The 16686-nt window shown below is 68.3% G+C and carries 12 protein-coding genes; 3 read left to right on the top strand and 9 right to left on the bottom strand.

The genetic code is table 11. From position 1 onward, the window contains the following. Positions 1-2: 2 nt before the first annotated feature. The 3 genes from ACTJI2_RS08365 to ACTJI2_RS08355 form a co-directional block, all read right to left on the bottom strand. The gene (locus tag ACTJI2_RS08365) at positions 3-1358 is read right to left on the bottom strand and encodes a GntT/GntP/DsdX family permease (RefSeq protein ID WP_318288286.1); all 1356 of its coding nucleotides are present in this window, start codon (positions 1356-1358) and stop codon (positions 3-5) included. An 18-nt stretch (positions 1359-1376) separates the two neighbouring features. Continuing rightward, the gene (locus tag ACTJI2_RS08360) at positions 1377-2642 is read right to left on the bottom strand and encodes an amino acid deaminase (protein WP_318288287.1); all 1266 of its coding nucleotides are present in this window, start codon (positions 2640-2642) and stop codon (positions 1377-1379) included. A gap of 128 nt (positions 2643-2770) precedes the next feature. Next, positions 2771-3892 (bottom strand): OprO/OprP family phosphate-selective porin, encoded by a 1122-nt coding sequence (locus ACTJI2_RS08355; RefSeq protein ID WP_440841739.1) that lies wholly within the window; start codon positions 3890-3892, stop codon positions 2771-2773. Positions 3893-4048: 156 nt separating this feature from the next. Between ACTJI2_RS08355 and ACTJI2_RS08350 the strand changes: the two genes are divergently transcribed. Continuing rightward, complete coding sequence (locus ACTJI2_RS08350) at positions 4049-4720, top strand: response regulator (RefSeq protein ID WP_183640577.1); 672 nt, start codon at positions 4049-4051, stop codon at positions 4718-4720. A gap of 12 nt (positions 4721-4732) precedes the next feature. Here the strand turns inward: ACTJI2_RS08350 and ACTJI2_RS08345 are convergent, their stop codons facing one another. Both ACTJI2_RS08345 and ACTJI2_RS08340 read right to left on the bottom strand, forming a co-directional pair. Continuing rightward, positions 4733-5908 carry an OprO/OprP family phosphate-selective porin gene (locus ACTJI2_RS08345; RefSeq protein ID WP_440841737.1) on the bottom strand — a complete coding sequence of 392 codons (1176 nt, stop codon included), beginning with the start codon at positions 5906-5908 and terminating at the stop codon, positions 4733-4735. Positions 5909-6027: 119 nt separating this feature from the next. After that, positions 6028-8700: a hybrid sensor histidine kinase/response regulator gene (locus ACTJI2_RS08340; RefSeq protein ID WP_440841735.1), complete on the bottom strand. Its 2673-nt coding sequence runs from the start codon at positions 8698-8700 to the stop codon at positions 6028-6030. A gap of 265 nt (positions 8701-8965) precedes the next feature. Between ACTJI2_RS08340 and ACTJI2_RS08335 the strand changes: the two genes are divergently transcribed. Further along, positions 8966-10309, top strand: coding sequence for a dicarboxylate/amino acid:cation symporter (locus tag ACTJI2_RS08335; protein WP_440841734.1), 1344 nt, complete (start codon positions 8966-8968; stop codon positions 10307-10309). Between the two features lie 113 nt (positions 10310-10422). After that, positions 10423-12720, top strand: coding sequence for an NADP-dependent malic enzyme (locus ACTJI2_RS08330; RefSeq protein ID WP_183640587.1), 2298 nt, complete (start codon positions 10423-10425; stop codon positions 12718-12720). Positions 12721-13332: 612 nt separating this feature from the next. On the opposite strand, the gene ACTJI2_RS08325 is transcribed toward ACTJI2_RS08330, so the two are convergent. From ACTJI2_RS08325 to ACTJI2_RS08310, 4 genes are read right to left on the bottom strand one after another with little or no spacing between them, the layout of a single operon-like run. Further along, positions 13333-13707 carry an STAS domain-containing protein gene (locus tag ACTJI2_RS08325; protein ID WP_183640589.1) on the bottom strand — a complete coding sequence of 125 codons (375 nt, stop codon included), beginning with the start codon at positions 13705-13707 and terminating at the stop codon, positions 13333-13335. Positions 13708-13758: 51 nt separating this feature from the next. Continuing rightward, positions 13759-14142, bottom strand: coding sequence for an STAS domain-containing protein (locus ACTJI2_RS08320; RefSeq protein WP_192199044.1), 384 nt, complete (start codon positions 14140-14142; stop codon positions 13759-13761). Further along, a complete protein-coding gene (locus tag ACTJI2_RS08315; RefSeq protein WP_440841732.1) occupies positions 14139-14576 on the bottom strand; it encodes an ATP-binding protein in 438 nt (145 codons plus the stop codon). Before ACTJI2_RS08315 ends, ACTJI2_RS08320 begins: the two co-directional genes overlap by 4 nt. Next, positions 14570-16564 (bottom strand): SpoIIE family protein phosphatase, encoded by a 1995-nt coding sequence (locus tag ACTJI2_RS08310; RefSeq protein WP_440841731.1) that lies wholly within the window; start codon positions 16562-16564, stop codon positions 14570-14572. Before ACTJI2_RS08310 ends, ACTJI2_RS08315 begins: the two co-directional genes overlap by 7 nt. Positions 16565-16686 lie beyond the last annotated feature (122 nt).

Below are 16686 nucleotides of genomic sequence, written 5' to 3'. Positions count from 1 at the left end.
CGTCAGTGCAGTGCGGCGATGCCCAGCACCAGCAGCAGTGCGGTCACCGAAATGAGGGTTTCCAGCACGGTCCAGGTCTTGAAGGTCTGGGCCACGCTCATGTTGAAGTATTCCTTGACCAGCCAGAAGCCGCCGTCGTTGACGTGCGACAGCACCAGCGAGCCTGCCCCGGTGGCCAGTACCAGCAGCTCCGGATGCGGGTAGCCGGCGGCCAGCGCGACCGGCGCGACGATGCCGGCGGCGGTACTCATCGCCACCGTGGCCGAACCGGTCGCCACCCGCATCAGCGCGGCCACGGTCCAGCCCATCAGCAGCGGCGAGAGCTGGAACTCGTGCGACAGGCGCGTGATCTCCTGGGCCACGCCGGTCTTGACCAGGATGCCGTTGAGACCGCCGCCGGCGCCGACCAGCAGGGTGATGGCGGCGGTGGGCGCCAGGCATTCCTGCGAGAACTTCAGGATCTGCTCGCGGTTGAAGCCGCGCATCAGGCCCAGGGTGACGAAGCTGAGCAGGGTCGCCAGCAGCAGCGCCACCACCGAATGGCCGATGAAGCGCAGCACGTGGTTGGCGGCGCTGCCGGGTGCGGCCAGTTCGTCCGCCCAGCCGCCCAGCAGCATCAGGCCGACCGGCAGCAGCAGGGTCGCCAGGGTGATGCCGAAGCCGGGCAGTTCGGCGTCGGGGATCTCCCGTTGGCCCTGGTTGAGCAGCGCGGCTTCCATCGGGTTGTGTGCCGGCAGGGTGACATGGCGCGATACCAGCCGGGCGAAGATTGGTCCGGCCAGCGCGGCGGTCGGCAATCCGACAATCAGCGCATAGAACAGCGTGCGCCCGACGTCGGCCTGGTATTCGTGCACCGCCAGCATCGCGGCCGGGTGCGGCGGCACCAGACCGTGCACCACCGACAGGCCGGCGACCATCGGCAGGCCGACCAGCAGCAGCGGCACGCCGGTGCGGCGGGCGACGTTCAGCACGATCGGAATCAGCAGCACGAACCCGACCTCGAAGAAGATCGGCAGGCCGATGCAGAACGCGATCAGCATCATCGCCCAGTGCACGTGGCGGGTACCGAAGCGCCGGATCAGCGTGCGCGCGATGCGCTCGGCGCCGCCGGATTCGGCCATCAGCTTGCCCAGCATGGTGCCGAGGGCGACGATCAGCGCGATGTGGCCCAGGGTCTTGCCCACGCCCTGTTCGTAGGCCGGCACGATGTCCGGTGCCGGCATGCCGGCCAGCAACGCCAGCCCGAGCGAGACCACGGTGATCGAGATGAAGGGGTTGAGGCGGTAGCGCGCGATCAACACCACCAGGGCGACGATCGACAGCGTGGCGTACAGCAGCAACAGGTTTCCTGGCGTCATGCGTGCTGTTCCCGCCGATCAGAAGAAGGTTTCGACGGCGCCGACGACGCGATGCGCGTCGTCCACCACCAGCAGGTGGCGCCATTTGTCGAAGGTCAGGCAGGGATGGGAGATATCGAAGCACAGCAGATCGCCGACCTTGAGGTCGTCGCCGGCATTGAGCTGCAGGAACGCGTGCTGATCCATCATCGCGCCGATACGCCAGTGGGAAGGCGCGTCGGCGGGCGTGGCATGGCCGGGGCGATGATGCAGCACCGGTTGCGGGAAGCCGGCATCGAACGCGGCGTCGCGCTTGCCCAGGCCGATGATCGCGCGGTCCGGTTCCGGACGCGACTGCACGCAGGCCCACAGTCGCAGTGCCGGCAACAGGCCGCGCCCCATGCGCTGCGCGACCGGATTGGAGGCGTGGATGCGGCTGGCGGCGTCGCGATAGATGCCCACGTCGTGGGTCAGGTAGCAGCCCGGACGCAACACCACTTGCGCCTGCGGGTCCGACACCAGCGCCGCGAATTCTTCCGCGACCACGTCGAACCACGCCGAACCGGCGCCGGAAAGCAGCGCGGGCGACTCGCCGAATCCGCCGGCGGCGCGGATTGCCTGCCATTGCGCCAGCGTACGCCGCAGCAGCGCGCGCACGCCGGCCTCGTCCTTGACCACGCCCTCGTAGACTTCCACGCCGACCAGCGCCACCGCGTCCGGCCAGCGCGCGATCTCGTCCAGCACCGCGCGCGCCTGCGCCTCGTCGCGCACGCCGGTGCGTCCGCCTTCCGCGCCGACTTCCAGCAATACCCGGATGCGTTGTCCGCGTGCGCCGAAATGACGACCCAGCGCGGCGACGTTGTCGGCCGAATCCACCACGCAGGCGAACCAGAAGTCCGGATCGCTTGCCTGGAGATCGGCGATCACATCGAAGTTGCCCTTGCCGACGAGCTGGTTGGCGAGCAGGACCCGCCGCACGCCGTGCGCGTGGGCCGCCGCGGTCTGCGGCGCGGTCGCCAGGGTGATGCCCCACGCGCCGGCATCCAGCTGCATCCGGAACAGCGCCGGACTCATGGTGGTCTTGCCGTGCGGTGCGAGCCGGCAGCCATAGGCCTCGGTGAACTCGCGCATCCAGGCCAGGTTGTGGCGCAGGGCGGATTCGCTCAGTACCGCCACCGGCAGGCTGACCTGTTCCTCCAGGATCGACAGGGGCCGCGCCGCCAGCCCGGAAGGCGTCCAGGCATCACCGGCCGGCAAGCCTTTTCCGGCCAGCGGCGCGTCGGAATGAAAGTAATTTTCTCGCACGAACCGCCTCCCCTGTGCACGGCCACGTGACGTCGTGGCCGTCTATTGTGTAGCACAGGAAGGGTTGGATGAAAATTATTTTCTCGCGGTTCCGTGACCCGGAACCGGGCGCAGGGCCGGCGGGCGCGTCAGAAATCGAACTGGACGCGTCCGGCCAGCACGCCGGTGCGATCCAATGTTCTTCCGTTCACTTCATCACGGCGCCGGCTGTCGGTCCAGTCCAGCATCACCCGGAAGTGCTTCGGCGCATACCAGTTCACGCCCACCGTCCATGCGTCCGCCGACAGGTCGCGGCGGTTGAGCGGCCATTGCCTGCCCTCGATGTGGTCGTAGCGCGCCACCAGTTCCCAGGCGCCGCCGCGTCGCTGCGGCTTGAGCTGGACGAACCGTCCCGCCTTGGCATCGTAGGGGCGGGACTCGCCGGTGAGCAGCCAACTGGCTTGCAGATAACCGGCCTCGACCCGCCCGCGCTGCCGGCCGTCGTCGTAACGGGCGCCGCCGTATTCGGCCTGCCAGGACCAGGCGCCGTGCACGCCCGCCGCTTCCAGGCCGTACTTGTCCACTGAGACGTCGCGGCCGCTGCGGAAATCCACCAGCGACAGCCGGCTGTTGTCGCCGAAATAGCCCGCCACGCGCGGCTGCACGCGCAGCGCGGGCGCGCCATCGGCGCCGGGATGGTCGTAGCGCTCGTGCGCCAGCGCCGCGCCGAAGTGCAGCACCCGCCCGGCCTCGCGCCACGGCGCGTAGCCGGCACGCGCGCCCGCCGCGCGTCCCTTGGCCTGCCAGACGTCGATGCTCTCCAGGCTGTAGACGCTGCCGCTCCAGAACACGCCGTCGCGATGGCCGTTGACGCCCAGGCCCAACCGGTAGGACGGTGCCAGGGTCTGCGCCAGCCAGCTGCGTTCGACCGCCAGGATGTGGTTGGAACTGCCGCGGTCATCCAGCGTGTAGAACTGCTTGAACTGGCCGAGGGTCACGGTGGTGTTGCCGAAGCTGCGGGCCAGATAGGCGTCGCGCGCGACCGGCCGGTGGCCGGCGAAATCCGCTTCCAGCTTGTAGTCGACCACGTAGAACCGGCCGGAAATCGCCAACCATGCCGCACGCAGATCGTCACCGTCGCGCTCGGCGGTGCCGCGTGCGTCGTTGTCGAAGCACGCGAAGTCGTAATGCAACCGGCCGGTCGGCTTGAGGGTCAGTGCGTCCTCGGCTTCGGCGGCGGGCACGGTCGCCAGCATGAGCGGGGCCAGCATGAACGGAACCGCCAGCGGCACGCGTCGATTGGAAAATGGCATCCGCGCTCCCTCGGAACCGGTTTGGAAGGGGGCGAAGATAACAGCCCGACCACCGGCTCCAATAACGCATTGGTACTAGGGCACCAGCGCGCGGCGCGTGCCACACTGGCGGCCATGAGCCTGGCCCGGGTCCTTGTCGCCGATGATCATCCGCTGTTCCGCGCAGCGGTGCTGCATGCGCTGCGCGAGGAAATCGAAGTCGGCCAGACCCTGGAAGTGGCCAGCGTCTCGGCGCTGACCGAGGCGCTGGCCGTGCATCCGGACGTGGATCTGGTGCTGCTGGATCTGACCATGCCGGGCGCGCGCGGATTCTCGTCGCTGGTCTGGCTGCGCGGCGAGCGTCCGGATATTCCGGTCATCGTGATTTCCTCCAACGATCACCCGCGCGTGATTCGTCGCGCGCAGCAGTTCGGAGCCGCCGGTTTCATTCCCAAGTCCGCGCCGGCCGAGGCGATCCGCACCGCCGTCACCGCGGTGATGGGCGGCGATACCTGCTTCCCGCCACTGGCCGCTGAACGTTCCGAACGCGACGCCCAACTGGCCGCGCGCCTGGCACGCCTGACCCCGCAGCAGTTCCGGGTCCTGCTGTGCGTGGCCGATGGCCTGCTCAACAAGCAGATTGCCTACGAGCTTGGCCTGGCCGAGAACACGGTGAAGGTGCACGTCACCGCGATCCTGAAGAAACTCGAGTGCAACAGCCGCACGCAGGCGGCATTGCTGGTGAAGGCGCTGGAGCCGGAAGGCGATCCGGATCCGGCATCGGACACTTCCGGCGGCGCATCCTAGCGCCCGGCGAAATCAGAAATCCCATTGCACGCGGCCGGCCAGGGTGCCGGTATGGTCCAGCAGCTGATCCCGCGTGCGGTCCTGGCGGCGGCTGTCGATCCAGTCCAGCATCACCCGCACGTTGCGCCGCGGATACCAGTTGACGCCGACCGTCCAGGCGTCGGCCGCCAGCCGCTGCCGCCGGCCTTCGCCGTTGCCGCTGGCGGTGATGCGGTCGTAGCGCGCCATCAGTTCCCATGCGCCACCCGAGCCCTGCGGTTGCACCTGGCCGAAATGGCCGCCGCCGACGTCGTAGGGCCGGCGCTCGCCGGTGAGCATCCAGGTCGCCATCACGTAATGGGCGGCGATGCGATCACGCCGCAGATCGTCGTGGTAGCGGCCGCGTGCATATTCGGTCTGCCAGGACCATGCGCCATGCACGCCGGCCGCTTCCAGCCCGCGCTTGTCCACCCGCACGTCGCGTCCGTCGCGGTAGTCGGCCAGGACCAGCGCCGGCCGGCGGGAGAAATGGCCCGCGGTCCTGAGTGGCACCCGCAGCGGCGCGGAACCGCCGATGCCGGGATGATCGTGGTGCTCGCGCATCACCGAGCCGGCCAGGTGCAGCAGGTCGCCGTCATCGCGTGGAAACACCCGGCCCGTGCGTCCGCTGAAGCCGCGGCCCTTGATTTCCGGAACGTCGAAGCGGCCCAGGCTGCCGACGCCGACGCCCCAGAACCAGCCGGCGTGATGCCCTTCCCAGCCGATGCCGACGCGGTGCGGCGAAGCCAGCGTCTGGGTCAGGTAGCTGGATTCCACTGCGGGCCGGTGGTTGAAGCTGACCCGCTCGTCGAGCGCGAAGTATTGGCCCATCTGGCCCACGGTGAGTACGCCGCGGGCGGGCGAACCGAGCTCGCGGCTGAGCCACACATTGCGCAGCGCCCAGTGCGTGGGCGCGACATCCACCTCGGCGCGATAGCCGAACCCCTGCCACTTTCCGGTCACGCCGAGCCAGGCCAGGCGCAGGCCATCCCGGCCGCGCGAGGGAACACCGCGATCGTCGTTGTCGAAGCGCGCGAAGTCGTAGTAAATGCGGCCGGTGGGCCGGATCATCTCATCGGAGGCGCATGCCCCCGGGACGACCAGCAGGATGGCCGACAGCGCGAACAGCGGAACGGATGCCCGCAGGCATCCCGGGATGAAGTGATGCATCGAAAGCCCTCGCAGGAAACATGCGGAGGCATGTCAGCGCATCGGCGGGGCGGGAATCGCGCATTGACCTGCAATGAAAGCAAGCCGGGGATGACGGGAAACCGATCGAGCAAAGGATGTCAACGCGAGCGCTGGTAGAGATGGGTCATCAGCGAACGCAGCGCGGACGTGCGCGCCTGCTTGGACAGGAAGCCCCAATTCCGTTCCCGCGCCAGCGCCCGCAGTGCTTCGTCCTGCTCGGCGGTGAACAGGAGCACGGCCGGTTCGCGTTGCCAGCGACGCGCCAGTTGCCCGAACAATTCCGGGCCGGTGACGTCGTCGCCCAGCCGCACGTCCAGCAACAGCAGATCCGGCACGTTGTCGGCGCGTGCCGCCGCCAGGGCCTGCTCCACGCCGCCCGCCAGTTCCACCCGGCATCCCCAGCGTTCCAGCAGCAGGCGGGTCGCGCGAATCACCCGTGCGTCGTCGTCGATGCACCAGACCCGGCAACCGGCCAGCAGCGAATCGGTGGCTGCTTCTTCGGTCGCCGCCGATGCGTCTTCCGCGCCGGGCCCGTCTTCCGTGGCCGGTGTGGCGGCCGATACGCCGCGCGGCACGCGGATCGAGAACACGCTGCCGTGTCCCAGTCGCGAACGCAGGCCGATGCGATGGCCGAGCAGGCGCGCGATCCGATCCACGATCGCCAGGCCCAGGCCGGCTCCGCGCTCCTCGCCATCACCATCCAGGCGGCGGAATTCCTCGAAGATCTCCCGCTGCCGCGCCTCCGGAATGCCGGGGCCGGTGTCGTGGACCTCGATGCGCACCTGATCGCCCTGGCGACGGCAGCCCAGCACGATCCGCCCGCGCGGCGTGTAGCGGATGGCGTTGGACAGGAAGTTCTGCAGGATCCTGCGCAGCAGCGCTTCGTCGCTGCGCACCACCGTCGAAGTGGCGACCCGCTCCAGGCGCAGGCCGCGTGCCGCGGCGAGGATGCCGAATTCGCGCGCCAGCGTCGCCAGCAGCGGATCCAGGGCGAAGTCCCGCACGTGCGTTTCCAGCGCGCCGGATTCCAGTCGCGAGATGTCCAGCAGGCTGTTGAGGATGCCGTCCTGCGCGGCCAGCGCGTTGTCGATGTTCTCGGCGATGTCCCGCGCGCCGGCATCCGGCAGGCGCCCGCGCAGCGCCGACAGGAACATGCGCGCGGCGTTCAGCGGTTGCAGCAGGTCGTGCACCGCCGCGGCGACGAAGCGGGTCTTGGAGCGGTTGGCGTCCTCGGCCTCGCGCTTGGCGTCGGCCAGGTCGCGGGTGCGCTCGTCGATGCGGCGGCTGAGCGTATCGGCCAGCGAGCGCAGGTCGCGGGCGGCGTTCTTGTAGGCGGTGATGTCGGCGTAGCTGGTGACGAAACCGCCATCGGGAAGCGGATTGCCGCGGATCTCGATGACGCTGCCATCGCCGCGCTCGCGTTCGTGCATGTGCGGCTTGCCCGAGCGCAGGTGGTTGAGCCTGCGCTCGATGGCTTCGTCGATGGGGCCGGGACCGAGCAGGCCGCGATTGGCGTTGTAGCGGAACACGTCGGCGATCGGACGGCCGACCTGGATGAAGCCCGGCGGAAACCGGAACAGCTCGATGTAGCGCCGGTTCCAGGCCACGAGGTTGAGCTGGGCGTCGACCACGCAGACGCCTTGAGGCAGATGCTGCAGGCTGGGGCTTTCGCCATAGTCGGCGGCGTGCGCGGCCTGCACCAGCCCATCCTGGGCGCTGCGCAGTTCCTGCGCGTGGTGCTCGACCAGGCGTTCCAGCTCCACCCGGCTGCGCTCGCGCAGTTGCGCCAGCCGGCGCCGCTGCCACAGCACGAAGCCCAGCAGCGCCAGCACCAGCAGGCCGGCCGCCACCGCCGCGGCCATCGTGCGCGCGGCGGCGACGCTGTCGTGGGTGGAGCGCAGCAGGTTCAGTGTCCAGCCCTGCCGCGGCAGTGGCTGCGACACCCAGATCACGTCGCCCGCGTCGGGCAGGCGCACGCGATGCACCTGCTGGCCAAGATCCGCCGTGATCCGGTATTCCAGCGGCAAGCGCGGAATCTGCCCGTACTGGCGCGTGCGGGCGAGCCGTTCCCGGGCGGCCGGGGTCAGGGCGTGCAGTACGCGGTAGCGCCAGCCGGTGCGGCTGGAAAGGAAGATCACGCCATTGGCGTCGGTGACGAACACGATCTCGGGGGCTTCGGCCCAGGTTCGTTCCAGCGGCCGCAGCACCACCTTCACCACCACCACGCCGATCGGTCGTCCGGCTTCGTCGCGCACCGCTTCGGACAGGAAGTAGCCGGGCACGGCGGTGGTGACGCCCTCGGCATAGAACGTGCCGCTGCCTTCGCGCATGGCCTGCTGGAAGTAGGGGCGGAAGTGGTAGCGGTTGCCGACGTTGCTGGCGTCGGCCATGCGCCAGTTGCTGGCCGCCAGCGCCAGCCCATCCCGATCCAGCAGGGTGAGGGTGGACGTGGCCGCGGCGCCGTTGACGCGCTCTAGCTTGCGGCTGAGTCGCTCCGAATCGGCCGCATCGACGTTGCCGTGTGCCAGTGCCGCGCGGATGTCCGGATCCAGCGCCAGCACCGCCGGCAGCACCCGGTGGCGTTCGATCAGCGATTGCAGCGCGTCGCCGTGCAGGCGCAACTGCTCGCGCGCCTGCGCCGCATCGCCGAGCAGGCTGCGGCGCTCCAGCTGGCGCATCGCGACCAGGCTCAGCGTGGCGATGGCGATCGCCACGACGGCCAGCAGCAGGAACAGGCCGGTGCGACGGCGGGGCGTGCGGAAGAAAGGCATGGCGGGATGGTCACGCAGACCGGTCCGATGCACCAGACCCTGTTCAACCTTTCCCCGACCCTGCGGCGCCCGCCCAATCGCCTGCGCGCGGGACGGAAAATCCCGGCGAATCCGCGTGCCGGTGGCGGCTGGCGCCACGATTGCATGGCCGGCGGCGCGGCGACGCCTAATACCATTGGATTAGCTAGTACCAATGCGTTATCGGCACCGCGCGTTCGCGGACGTACAACAGCCACCGAAGCGAAAACCTTCGTCGAGGTGTCCCATGCACGTTTCCACCGAATCCGCTCCGGCCGGCGCCGGCCCCCGCCTGCCGCTCCACCGCCAGCTGTACGTGCAGGTGCTGGTGGCGATCGCGCTGGGCGCGCTGTTGGGTCACTTCGAGCCGGCCTTCGCCGAACAGCTCAAGCCGTTGGGCGATGCCTTCATCAAGCTGGTAAAGATGATCATCGCGCCGGTGATCTTCCTGACCATCGTCACCGGCGTGGCCGGCATGACCCACCTGAGCAAGGTGGGACGCGTGTTCGGCAAGGCGATGGTCTATTTCCTGTTCTTTTCCACCCTGGCGCTGGTGGTGGGCATGGTGGTCGCGCACGTGGTCCAGCCCGGCGCGGGCATGAACATCGACCCGGCCCAACTCGACGCCAAGGCGGTGCACGACTACGCCGAAAAGGCGCACGAGCTGACCCTGACCGGATTCCTGCTCGACATCATTCCCGGAACGCTGGTCGGCGCGTTCGTCTCCGGCAACATCCTGCAGGTGCTGCTGATCGCGGCGCTGTTCGGCATCGCGCTGGCGATGACCGGCGAGCGCGGCCGTCCGGTGCTGGACCTGCTGGAAGCCTTGACCGTGCCGGTGTTCAAGCTGGTGCACCTGCTGATGAAGGCCGCGCCGATCGGCGCGTTCGGCGCCATCGCCTTCACCATCGGCAAGTACGGCATCGAATCGCTGACGAACCTGGCCTGGCTGGTCGGCACCTTCTACGTCAGCTCGCTGCTGTTCGTGCTGGTGGTGCTGGGCACGGTGGCGCGCCTGTGCGGCTTCTCGGTGCTGCGGCTGGCGCGCTACCTGAAGGCCGAACTGCTGCTGGTGCTGGGCACGTCCTCGTCCGAATCGGCACTGCCTTCGCTGATGGAGAAGATGGAGAAGGCCGGCTGCGAAAAATCGGTGGTCGGCCTGGTGGTGCCCACCGGCTATTCGTTCAACCTGGACGGCACCAACATCTACATGACCCTGGCCGCGCTGTTCATCGCCCAGGCCACCAACACCGATCTGACCCTGGGCCAGCAGATCACGCTGCTGCTGGTGGCCATGCTCAGCTCCAAGGGCGCGGCGGGCGTGACCGGCGCCGGCTTCATCACCCTGGCGGCGACGCTGTCGGTGGTGCCGACCGTGCCGGTGGCCGGCATGGCGCTGATCCTGGGCGTGGATCGGTTCATGAGCGAGTGCCGCTCGCTGACCAACTTCATCGGAAATGCCGTCGCGACCGTGGTGGTTTCGCGCTGGGAAGGCGCGCTGGACCGGCAGAAGCTCGATCAGGCGCTGAGCGGCGGCGCGACGGGCGAGGACGTCCTGCTGGAATCCCCGTTGCCCGCCCACGCGGACTGAGACCACTCACCCTTGCCGTTTCCCATCCGATCCATGGCACCGGAAAGCCGGCAGACCCCGGCCGCAGGGGGTAGAATCGGGCCTCTTTCGTGCTATTGCCCAGACCGCCCGTAATGTCCAACGACGATTTCAAGCAGGCCGCCCTCGAATACCACCGCCTTTCGCCCCCCGGCAAGATCAAGGTCTCGCCGACCAAGCCGATGCTGACCCAGCGCGATCTGGCGCTGGCGTATTCGCCGGGCGTGGCCTATGCCTGCGAGGCCATCGTCGAGGATCCCAACGCCGCCAGCGAGATGACCGCGCGCGGCAACCTGGTCGCGGTGGTTTCCAACGGCACCGCGGTGCTGGGCCTGGGCAACATCGGCGCACTGGCCGGCAAGCCGGTGATGGAAGGCAAGGGCGTGCTGTTCCAGAAGTTCGCCGGCATCGACGTGTTCGACATCGAGATCGACGAGACCGATCCGGACAAGCTGGTCGACATCATCGCCAGCCTGGAGCCGACCTTCGGCGGCATCAACCTGGAAGACATCAAGGCGCCGGAATGCTTCATCGTCGAGCGCAAGCTGCGCGAGCGGATGAAGATTCCGGTCTTCCACGACGACCAGCACGGCACCGCGATCATCGTCGGCGCGGCGGTGGTCAACGCGCTGGAAGTGGTTGGCAAGAAGATCGAGGACGTCAAGCTGGCCACCAGCGGCGCCGGCGCGGCCGGCATCGCTTGCCTGGACATGCTGGTGGCGCTGGGCCTGAAGCCGGAGAACATCCTGGCCGTGGATCGCGACGGCGTGCTCTACACCGGCCGCCCGCACCTGGACCCGGACAAGGCGCGCTACGCCCGCGACACCGACAAGCGCACCCTGGCCGAAATCGTCGATGGCGCCGACCTCTTCCTGGGCCTGTCCGCTGCCAACGTGCTGAAGCCGGAAATGGTCGCGACCATGGCCGACAAGCCGATCATCCTGGCGCTGGCCAACCCCAATCCGGAAATCCTGCCGGAGCTGGCCCGGCAGGTCCGCCCGGACTGCATCATCGCCACCGGCCGCTCTGACTATCCGAACCAGGTCAACAACGCGGTCTGCTTCCCCTACATCTTCCGCGGCGCGCTGGACGTGGGCGCCACCGGCATCAACGAGGCCATGAAGCTGGCGTGCGTGCACGCGATCGCCGATCTGGCCCGGCGCGAAGCCTCGGACCTCGGCACCGCCTACGGCGACGACATTCCGTGCTTCGGTCCCGAATACCTGATCCCGCGTCCGTTCGATCCGCGCCTGCTGGTGGAACTGGCGCCGGCGGTGGCCAAGGCGGCGATGGATTCGGGCGTGGCGCTGCGGCCGATGGCCGACCTGCAGGCCTACCGCGAAAAGCTGGGCCAGTTCGTCTACCGCACCAGCCTGATGATGAAGCCGGTCTACGACCGCGCGCGCGCAGACCGCAAGCGCGTGGCCTACGCGGAGGGCGAGGAGGAGACGGTGCTGCGCGCGGTGCAGACGGTCATCGACGAAGGCCTGGCTTTCCCGATCCTGATCGGCCGCCCGGACGTCATCGACGCGCGCATCGAACGCCTGGGCCTGCGCATGCGCGCCGGCGTGGATTTCGAGTTGACCAACATCAACGACGATCCGCGCTTCAACGACTACTGGCAGTACTACCACGCGCTGACCGCGCGTCGCGGCGTCACCCCGGCCGCGGCCAAGAACCTGATGCGTTCGCGCCCGACCCTGATTGCCGCGGTGATGGTCGCGCGCGGCGAGGCCGACGCGATGGTCAGCGGCATCGTCGGCCGCTTCCACAAGAAGCTGGGCTACGTGCGCAGCGTGATTCCGCTGGACCCGGGCGTGCAGTCGACCTCGGCGATGACCGGCGTCATCAACAACCAGGGTGCGTACTTCTTCCTGGATACCCACGTGCAGGAAGATCCGACCGCCGAGCAGATCGCCGAGGCGACCCTGCAGGCAGCCTACCGCTTGAAGCTGTTCGGCATCGAACCGCGCATCGCGCTGTTGTCGCACTCCAACTTCGGCAGCCATGAAACCCGCGGTTCGACCAAGATGCGGCAGGTGCGCGAGCTGCTGCTCAAGCGCAAGCCCGACCTCAACGTCGACGGCGAAATGCAGGGCGACACCGCCTGGGACGAGGCGCTGCGCCAGCGCATCATGCCGGGCAGCACCCTGAGCGGGCGCGCCAACCTGTTCGTGCTGCCCAACCTGGACGCGGCCAACATCACCTACAACATGGTGCGCGTGGTCACCGACGGCGTCGCCATCGGCCCGATCCTGATGGGCATCTCCAAGCCGGTCCACATCCTGACCACCAGCGCCACGCCGCGCCGGGTGGTCAACATGACCGCCATCGCCGCGGTGGACGCGCAGATCCGCGCGCAACTGGAAGCGGAAAAGGCCAGCCTGGGTTGAAGTGGCTCACGGCCATCCCGCGAGGGCGGGATGGCCGGTTTGCGGGAATGCTTCGCCGTTGCTGCCACTGGCCCGGTGCAAAGAGGTTATGTCAGCGCTGCTTGTTCCTCCCCCTTTGAAAAGGGGGAATGAGGGGGATTCGCTTTTGGCGCCGAAAGCAAATCCCCCGTCGCCTGCTCCGCAGGCGCCCGCCCCCTTTTTCAAAGGGGGCTACTCCCAGCCGCAAGATTGCCTGGACCCCCGCTTCTGCCTCCCCCTTTGCAAAAGGGGGATTGAGGGGGATTTGCTTTCGGCGCCAAAAGCAAATCCCTCGTCACCTGCTTCGCAGGTGCCCGCCCCCTTTTAAAAAGGGGGCTATCCCAGCCGCAAGATTGCCTGGAAACCGCTTTTACCTCCCCCTTTGCAAAAGGGGGATTGAGGGGGATTTGCTTTCGGCGCCAAAAGCAAATCCCCCGTCACCTGCTTCGCAGGTGCCCGCCCCCTTTTAAAAAGGGGGCTATCCCAGCCGCAAGATTGCCTGGAAACCCGCTTTCACTCCCCCCTTTGAAAAAGGGGGACCAAGGGGGATTGACTTGCCATTCGGCGGTTGAGGAGCGCTTGCTCCTGGCGACCTCACGACCCGCCCAGGATGTCCCGCTGCAAGGCATCCAGATACGCATCGGCTTCCTCGGTGCTGGCGAAGATGCTGTCCATCGGCACCGCCTGCACGATCTCGATGACCTTGCGGATCTGCTCCTGCGGATGCACCAGCAGCAGCTTGCCCTCGTGCGGCGCCAGCGCCTTGCGTGCCTTCAGGATTGAACGCACGCCGGCGCTGCTGATGTATTCCAGATGCGCCAGATCCAGCACCAGCGCCTGCGGCCTGCCGGCGAGCAGTGCCTCCAGCTGGTCATCCAGCGCTTCATGGGTATGCGAATCCAGCCGGCCCGTCAGCACGATGTACTGGTTGCCGTTGACGGGTGGATAGATGTCGATGTCCAGACTCATGCGCGGTGTCCCTGAGCGCCCCCGGTAGGCCGGACAGTGTGACAGGCGGCGTCAGTCGCTGTCATCGCCCTGCAGGACCTTGCGCTGCATCGCGTCCAGATAGGCGTCGGCCTCGGCGGTGGAGCCGAAGATGTCGTTGAGCGGCACCGCCTTGACCACGTCGAACACCTTCTGGATTTGCGGCTGCGGATTGACCACCAGCACCTTGCCGCCATGCGCGGCCAGGGTCTTGCGGGCCTTGAAGATCGAACGGATGCCGGCGCTGCTGATGTATTCCAGTTGCGACAGATCCAGTACCAGCGAATGCAATTGCGTCGTCATCAACGGCGCCAGCGCTTCGTCCAGATCCTCGTAGGTATGGGTGTCCAGGCGGCCGGCCACCACGACGCGCTGGCTGCCCTGTCCGGGCGGCAGCAGGGTGATTTCGAGGCTCATGGTTCGCTCTCCGGTTGGGGAATGCGCAGGCTGACGCGCAGGACATTGCAGGCGTCGATGCGCTGATAGGTGATCCGGTGCGCCAGTTGCCGGATCAGGTAGACGCCGAGGCCGCCGATGGCGCGATCGCGGATGTCGGCGTCGATGTCGGGTTCCGGCGCGCTGAGCGGATCGAACGGCGCGCCGGTGTCGCGGAACTCCAGGTGCAGCAATCCGTCCTCGATGCTGATATCCACCGACAGCTCGTGCTGTGCGGCGCCGGTGGCCGGTTCGCCGCCGTAGTCGATGGCATTGCTGGCCAGTTCCTCGACGATCAGCCTTACGTCGTCGCGGATGGCCCGGGCCATGCCGTGGCGGTTGAGCACGGCCTCCAGCGAGGCGTTGAGATCTTCCACCCGGGCGTACTCGCCCGGCACGATCAGGCGTATCAGCATGTGGCTGCCTCCTCCACGCGTGGTTGAATCCGGTGATCCTGGCGCAGGCGCATGGCCAGCACCGTGATGTCGTCCGACTGCGGCGCCGGATGGGCGAAACCATGCACCCGCGCGATCACGTCCTCGCACTGCATCCGCGCGCTCTCGTCCGGGCGCAGCCCGTCGATCAGGCGCTCCAGGCCGAATGCCCGCTGCGCGGGATCGAAGGCCTCGGTGACGCCATCGGTGTAGGCCAGCAGGGTGGCGCCCGCCGGCAGCCGGCCCCGCCACAGCGGGAACTCCTGGCTGATCTCGAAGCCCAGCGGCGGGCCGGAGGCGACCGGCACCGTTTCGCAGGCGCCGTCGGCGTGCAGCAGCAGCGGGGCGTCGTGGCCCGCGCTGGCCAGCACGCACTGGCCACTGCGTGGGTCCACGCAACCAAACAGCACCGTGGCGAACATGCACGTGTCGTTGCCCTCGACCAGCCGGTGGGAGGCTTCCGCGAGGACCGAGGACGGCGAGTCGCCGGCGCGCGCGGCGACTTCCAGCACGGTGACCGTGCGTGCCATGAACAGCGCCGCCGGCACGCCCTTGTCGGAGACGTCGCCAATCGCGAACCACAGCCGGCCGTCGCCGCCTTCGATGAAGCTGTAGAAATCGCCGCCGACCGCCTTGGCCGGCTCCAGGAGCGCGAATACTTCCAGATGGCGATCATCGCGATCGATGACGCGTCCGGGCGGCAGCATGGCCAACTGGATGTCGCGCGCGATCGCCAGTTCGCTCTCCAGCTTCTGCCGGGCCGCGCCCATCTCCTCGATTTCCGCCAGCTGCCGCTGGATGGAGGTGCGCGCGTGTTCCAGCGTGCGCGCCATCAGGCCGACTTCGTCCTGGCGGCGGGTATAGGGCACCGGCCTGTCGTAATGGCCCTCGGCCAGGTACGCGGCCGAGGCCGTCAATTGTTCGACCGGCTGGCTGATGCGGCTGGCCAGTCGCCTGACCAGCAGCATGCACAACAACGCCAGTACCGCGCCGCCGGCCAGCAGCCAGCCCAGCGCCTGATCCAGGCGCGCCATGATCAGCGCATAGGACTGCGCCACCAGCAGGCTCCATCCGCTCTGGCCAATCGGCTCGACCACGGTGAAGCGCTTCTCGCCGGTCCGGGCATCGGTATGCATCAACTGCAGTGGCTGGTGCAGGCGCACGGCGTCGGCGGCCGGTTGCAGGTCCGGGCGTCCGGCGCGACGGATGTGTTGTTCCAGGGTGAGGTTGTCTTCCACCCCGACATCGGGATTCGCGGCCAGGGTGCCGGCCGGCGCGACCAGCGAGACCCGCCAGCCGGGCAGGTTGGCCAGGCTCTCGAAGTTGCCGGTCAGCTCGGACAGCGGGATGTCCAGGCTGACCATGCCGCGGGTCGTCACGCCACGGCCCTGCGGACGCAGCGGACGGTTGTAGGTGACCATCCAGACGTCGCCCGCGGTGCGGTTGAGGTAGGGTTCGGACCACCAGCCGCCGGGCGCGGACACGGTCCGCCGGTACCAGCCCTGCGCGCGGTAGTCGTAGCCGTCGGCGATGAAATCGCGATCCCGGCCGTTGGCGCTGATGTAACGCGCGAATCCGGCCTGGCCGGGCTGTTCCGGCTCGACCACCAGCAGGCCGCCGACGCTGCCGGGCGTGGCGCGCACCATCGCCCGCAGGGTGGTGGTGAGTTCGGCCGGATCCAGGTTGGAATTGGCCAGCAGGTCGGACAATCCGCTGGTGGTGATGACGACCGCGCGCAGGGCGGTGTCCAGCCGGTCCGCGGCCTCCTGGGTGCTGGCGATGGTGTCGCGGCGCGCATCTTCGATGATCAGCCGGCGCGCGAACCAGGCGATGCCGACCGCCAGCAGCAGGAGCACGGCGACGTTGATGACGCCCGACCACAGCGCGATGCGGGTGCGCAGGCTCCGGCGCCAATGCACCACGCCGGTTCGCTCCGGCGACAAAGCCCCGTCCTGCCGACTTCCCTTCATGCGGCACCCCGAATCCCTGCGATGTGTCCCCCCGCGCGGATGATACGTCGCCCGGGCACCCGGCGCGCAGCGCCAGAGGTCTCATTTTGGTGTGGTCAAACCGGCCAGGACAACGAAAAAAT

The sequence above is a fragment of the Pseudoxanthomonas sp. 22568 genome, from assembly GCF_052044485.1.
GTDB lineage: Bacteria > Pseudomonadota > Gammaproteobacteria > Xanthomonadales > Xanthomonadaceae > Pseudoxanthomonas_A > Pseudoxanthomonas_A beigongshangi.
This window is presented reverse-complemented; position numbering and strand designations above follow the sequence as displayed.

Excerpts from the sequence above, each read along its gene's own strand:
- ACTJI2_RS08315 (WP_440841732.1), bottom strand. The coding sequence starts at position 14,576 with ATGCTGATACGCCTGATCGTGCCGGGCGAGTACGCCCGGGTGGAAGAT.
- ACTJI2_RS08310 (WP_440841731.1), bottom strand. The coding sequence starts at position 16,564 with ATGAAGGGAAGTCGGCAGGACGGGGCTTTGTCGCCGGAGCGAACCGGC.
- ACTJI2_RS08355 (WP_440841739.1), bottom strand. The coding sequence starts at position 3,892 with ATGCTGGCCCCGCTCATGCTGGCGACCGTGCCCGCCGCCGAAGCCGAG.
- ACTJI2_RS08345 (WP_440841737.1), bottom strand. The coding sequence starts at position 5,908 with ATGCATCACTTCATCCCGGGATGCCTGCGGGCATCCGTTCCGCTGTTC.
- ACTJI2_RS08320 (WP_192199044.1), bottom strand. The coding sequence starts at position 14,142 with ATGAGCCTCGAAATCACCCTGCTGCCGCCCGGACAGGGCAGCCAGCGC.
- ACTJI2_RS08365 (WP_318288286.1), bottom strand. The coding sequence starts at position 1,358 with ATGACGCCAGGAAACCTGTTGCTGCTGTACGCCACGCTGTCGATCGTC.
- ACTJI2_RS08325 (WP_183640589.1), bottom strand. The coding sequence starts at position 13,707 with ATGAGTCTGGACATCGACATCTATCCACCCGTCAACGGCAACCAGTAC.
- ACTJI2_RS08335 (WP_440841734.1), top strand. The coding sequence starts at position 8,966 with ATGCACGTTTCCACCGAATCCGCTCCGGCCGGCGCCGGCCCCCGCCTG.
- ACTJI2_RS08350 (WP_183640577.1), top strand. The coding sequence starts at position 4,049 with ATGAGCCTGGCCCGGGTCCTTGTCGCCGATGATCATCCGCTGTTCCGC.
- ACTJI2_RS08330 (WP_183640587.1), top strand. The coding sequence starts at position 10,423 with ATGTCCAACGACGATTTCAAGCAGGCCGCCCTCGAATACCACCGCCTT.
- ACTJI2_RS08340 (WP_440841735.1), bottom strand. The coding sequence starts at position 8,700 with ATGCCTTTCTTCCGCACGCCCCGCCGTCGCACCGGCCTGTTCCTGCTG.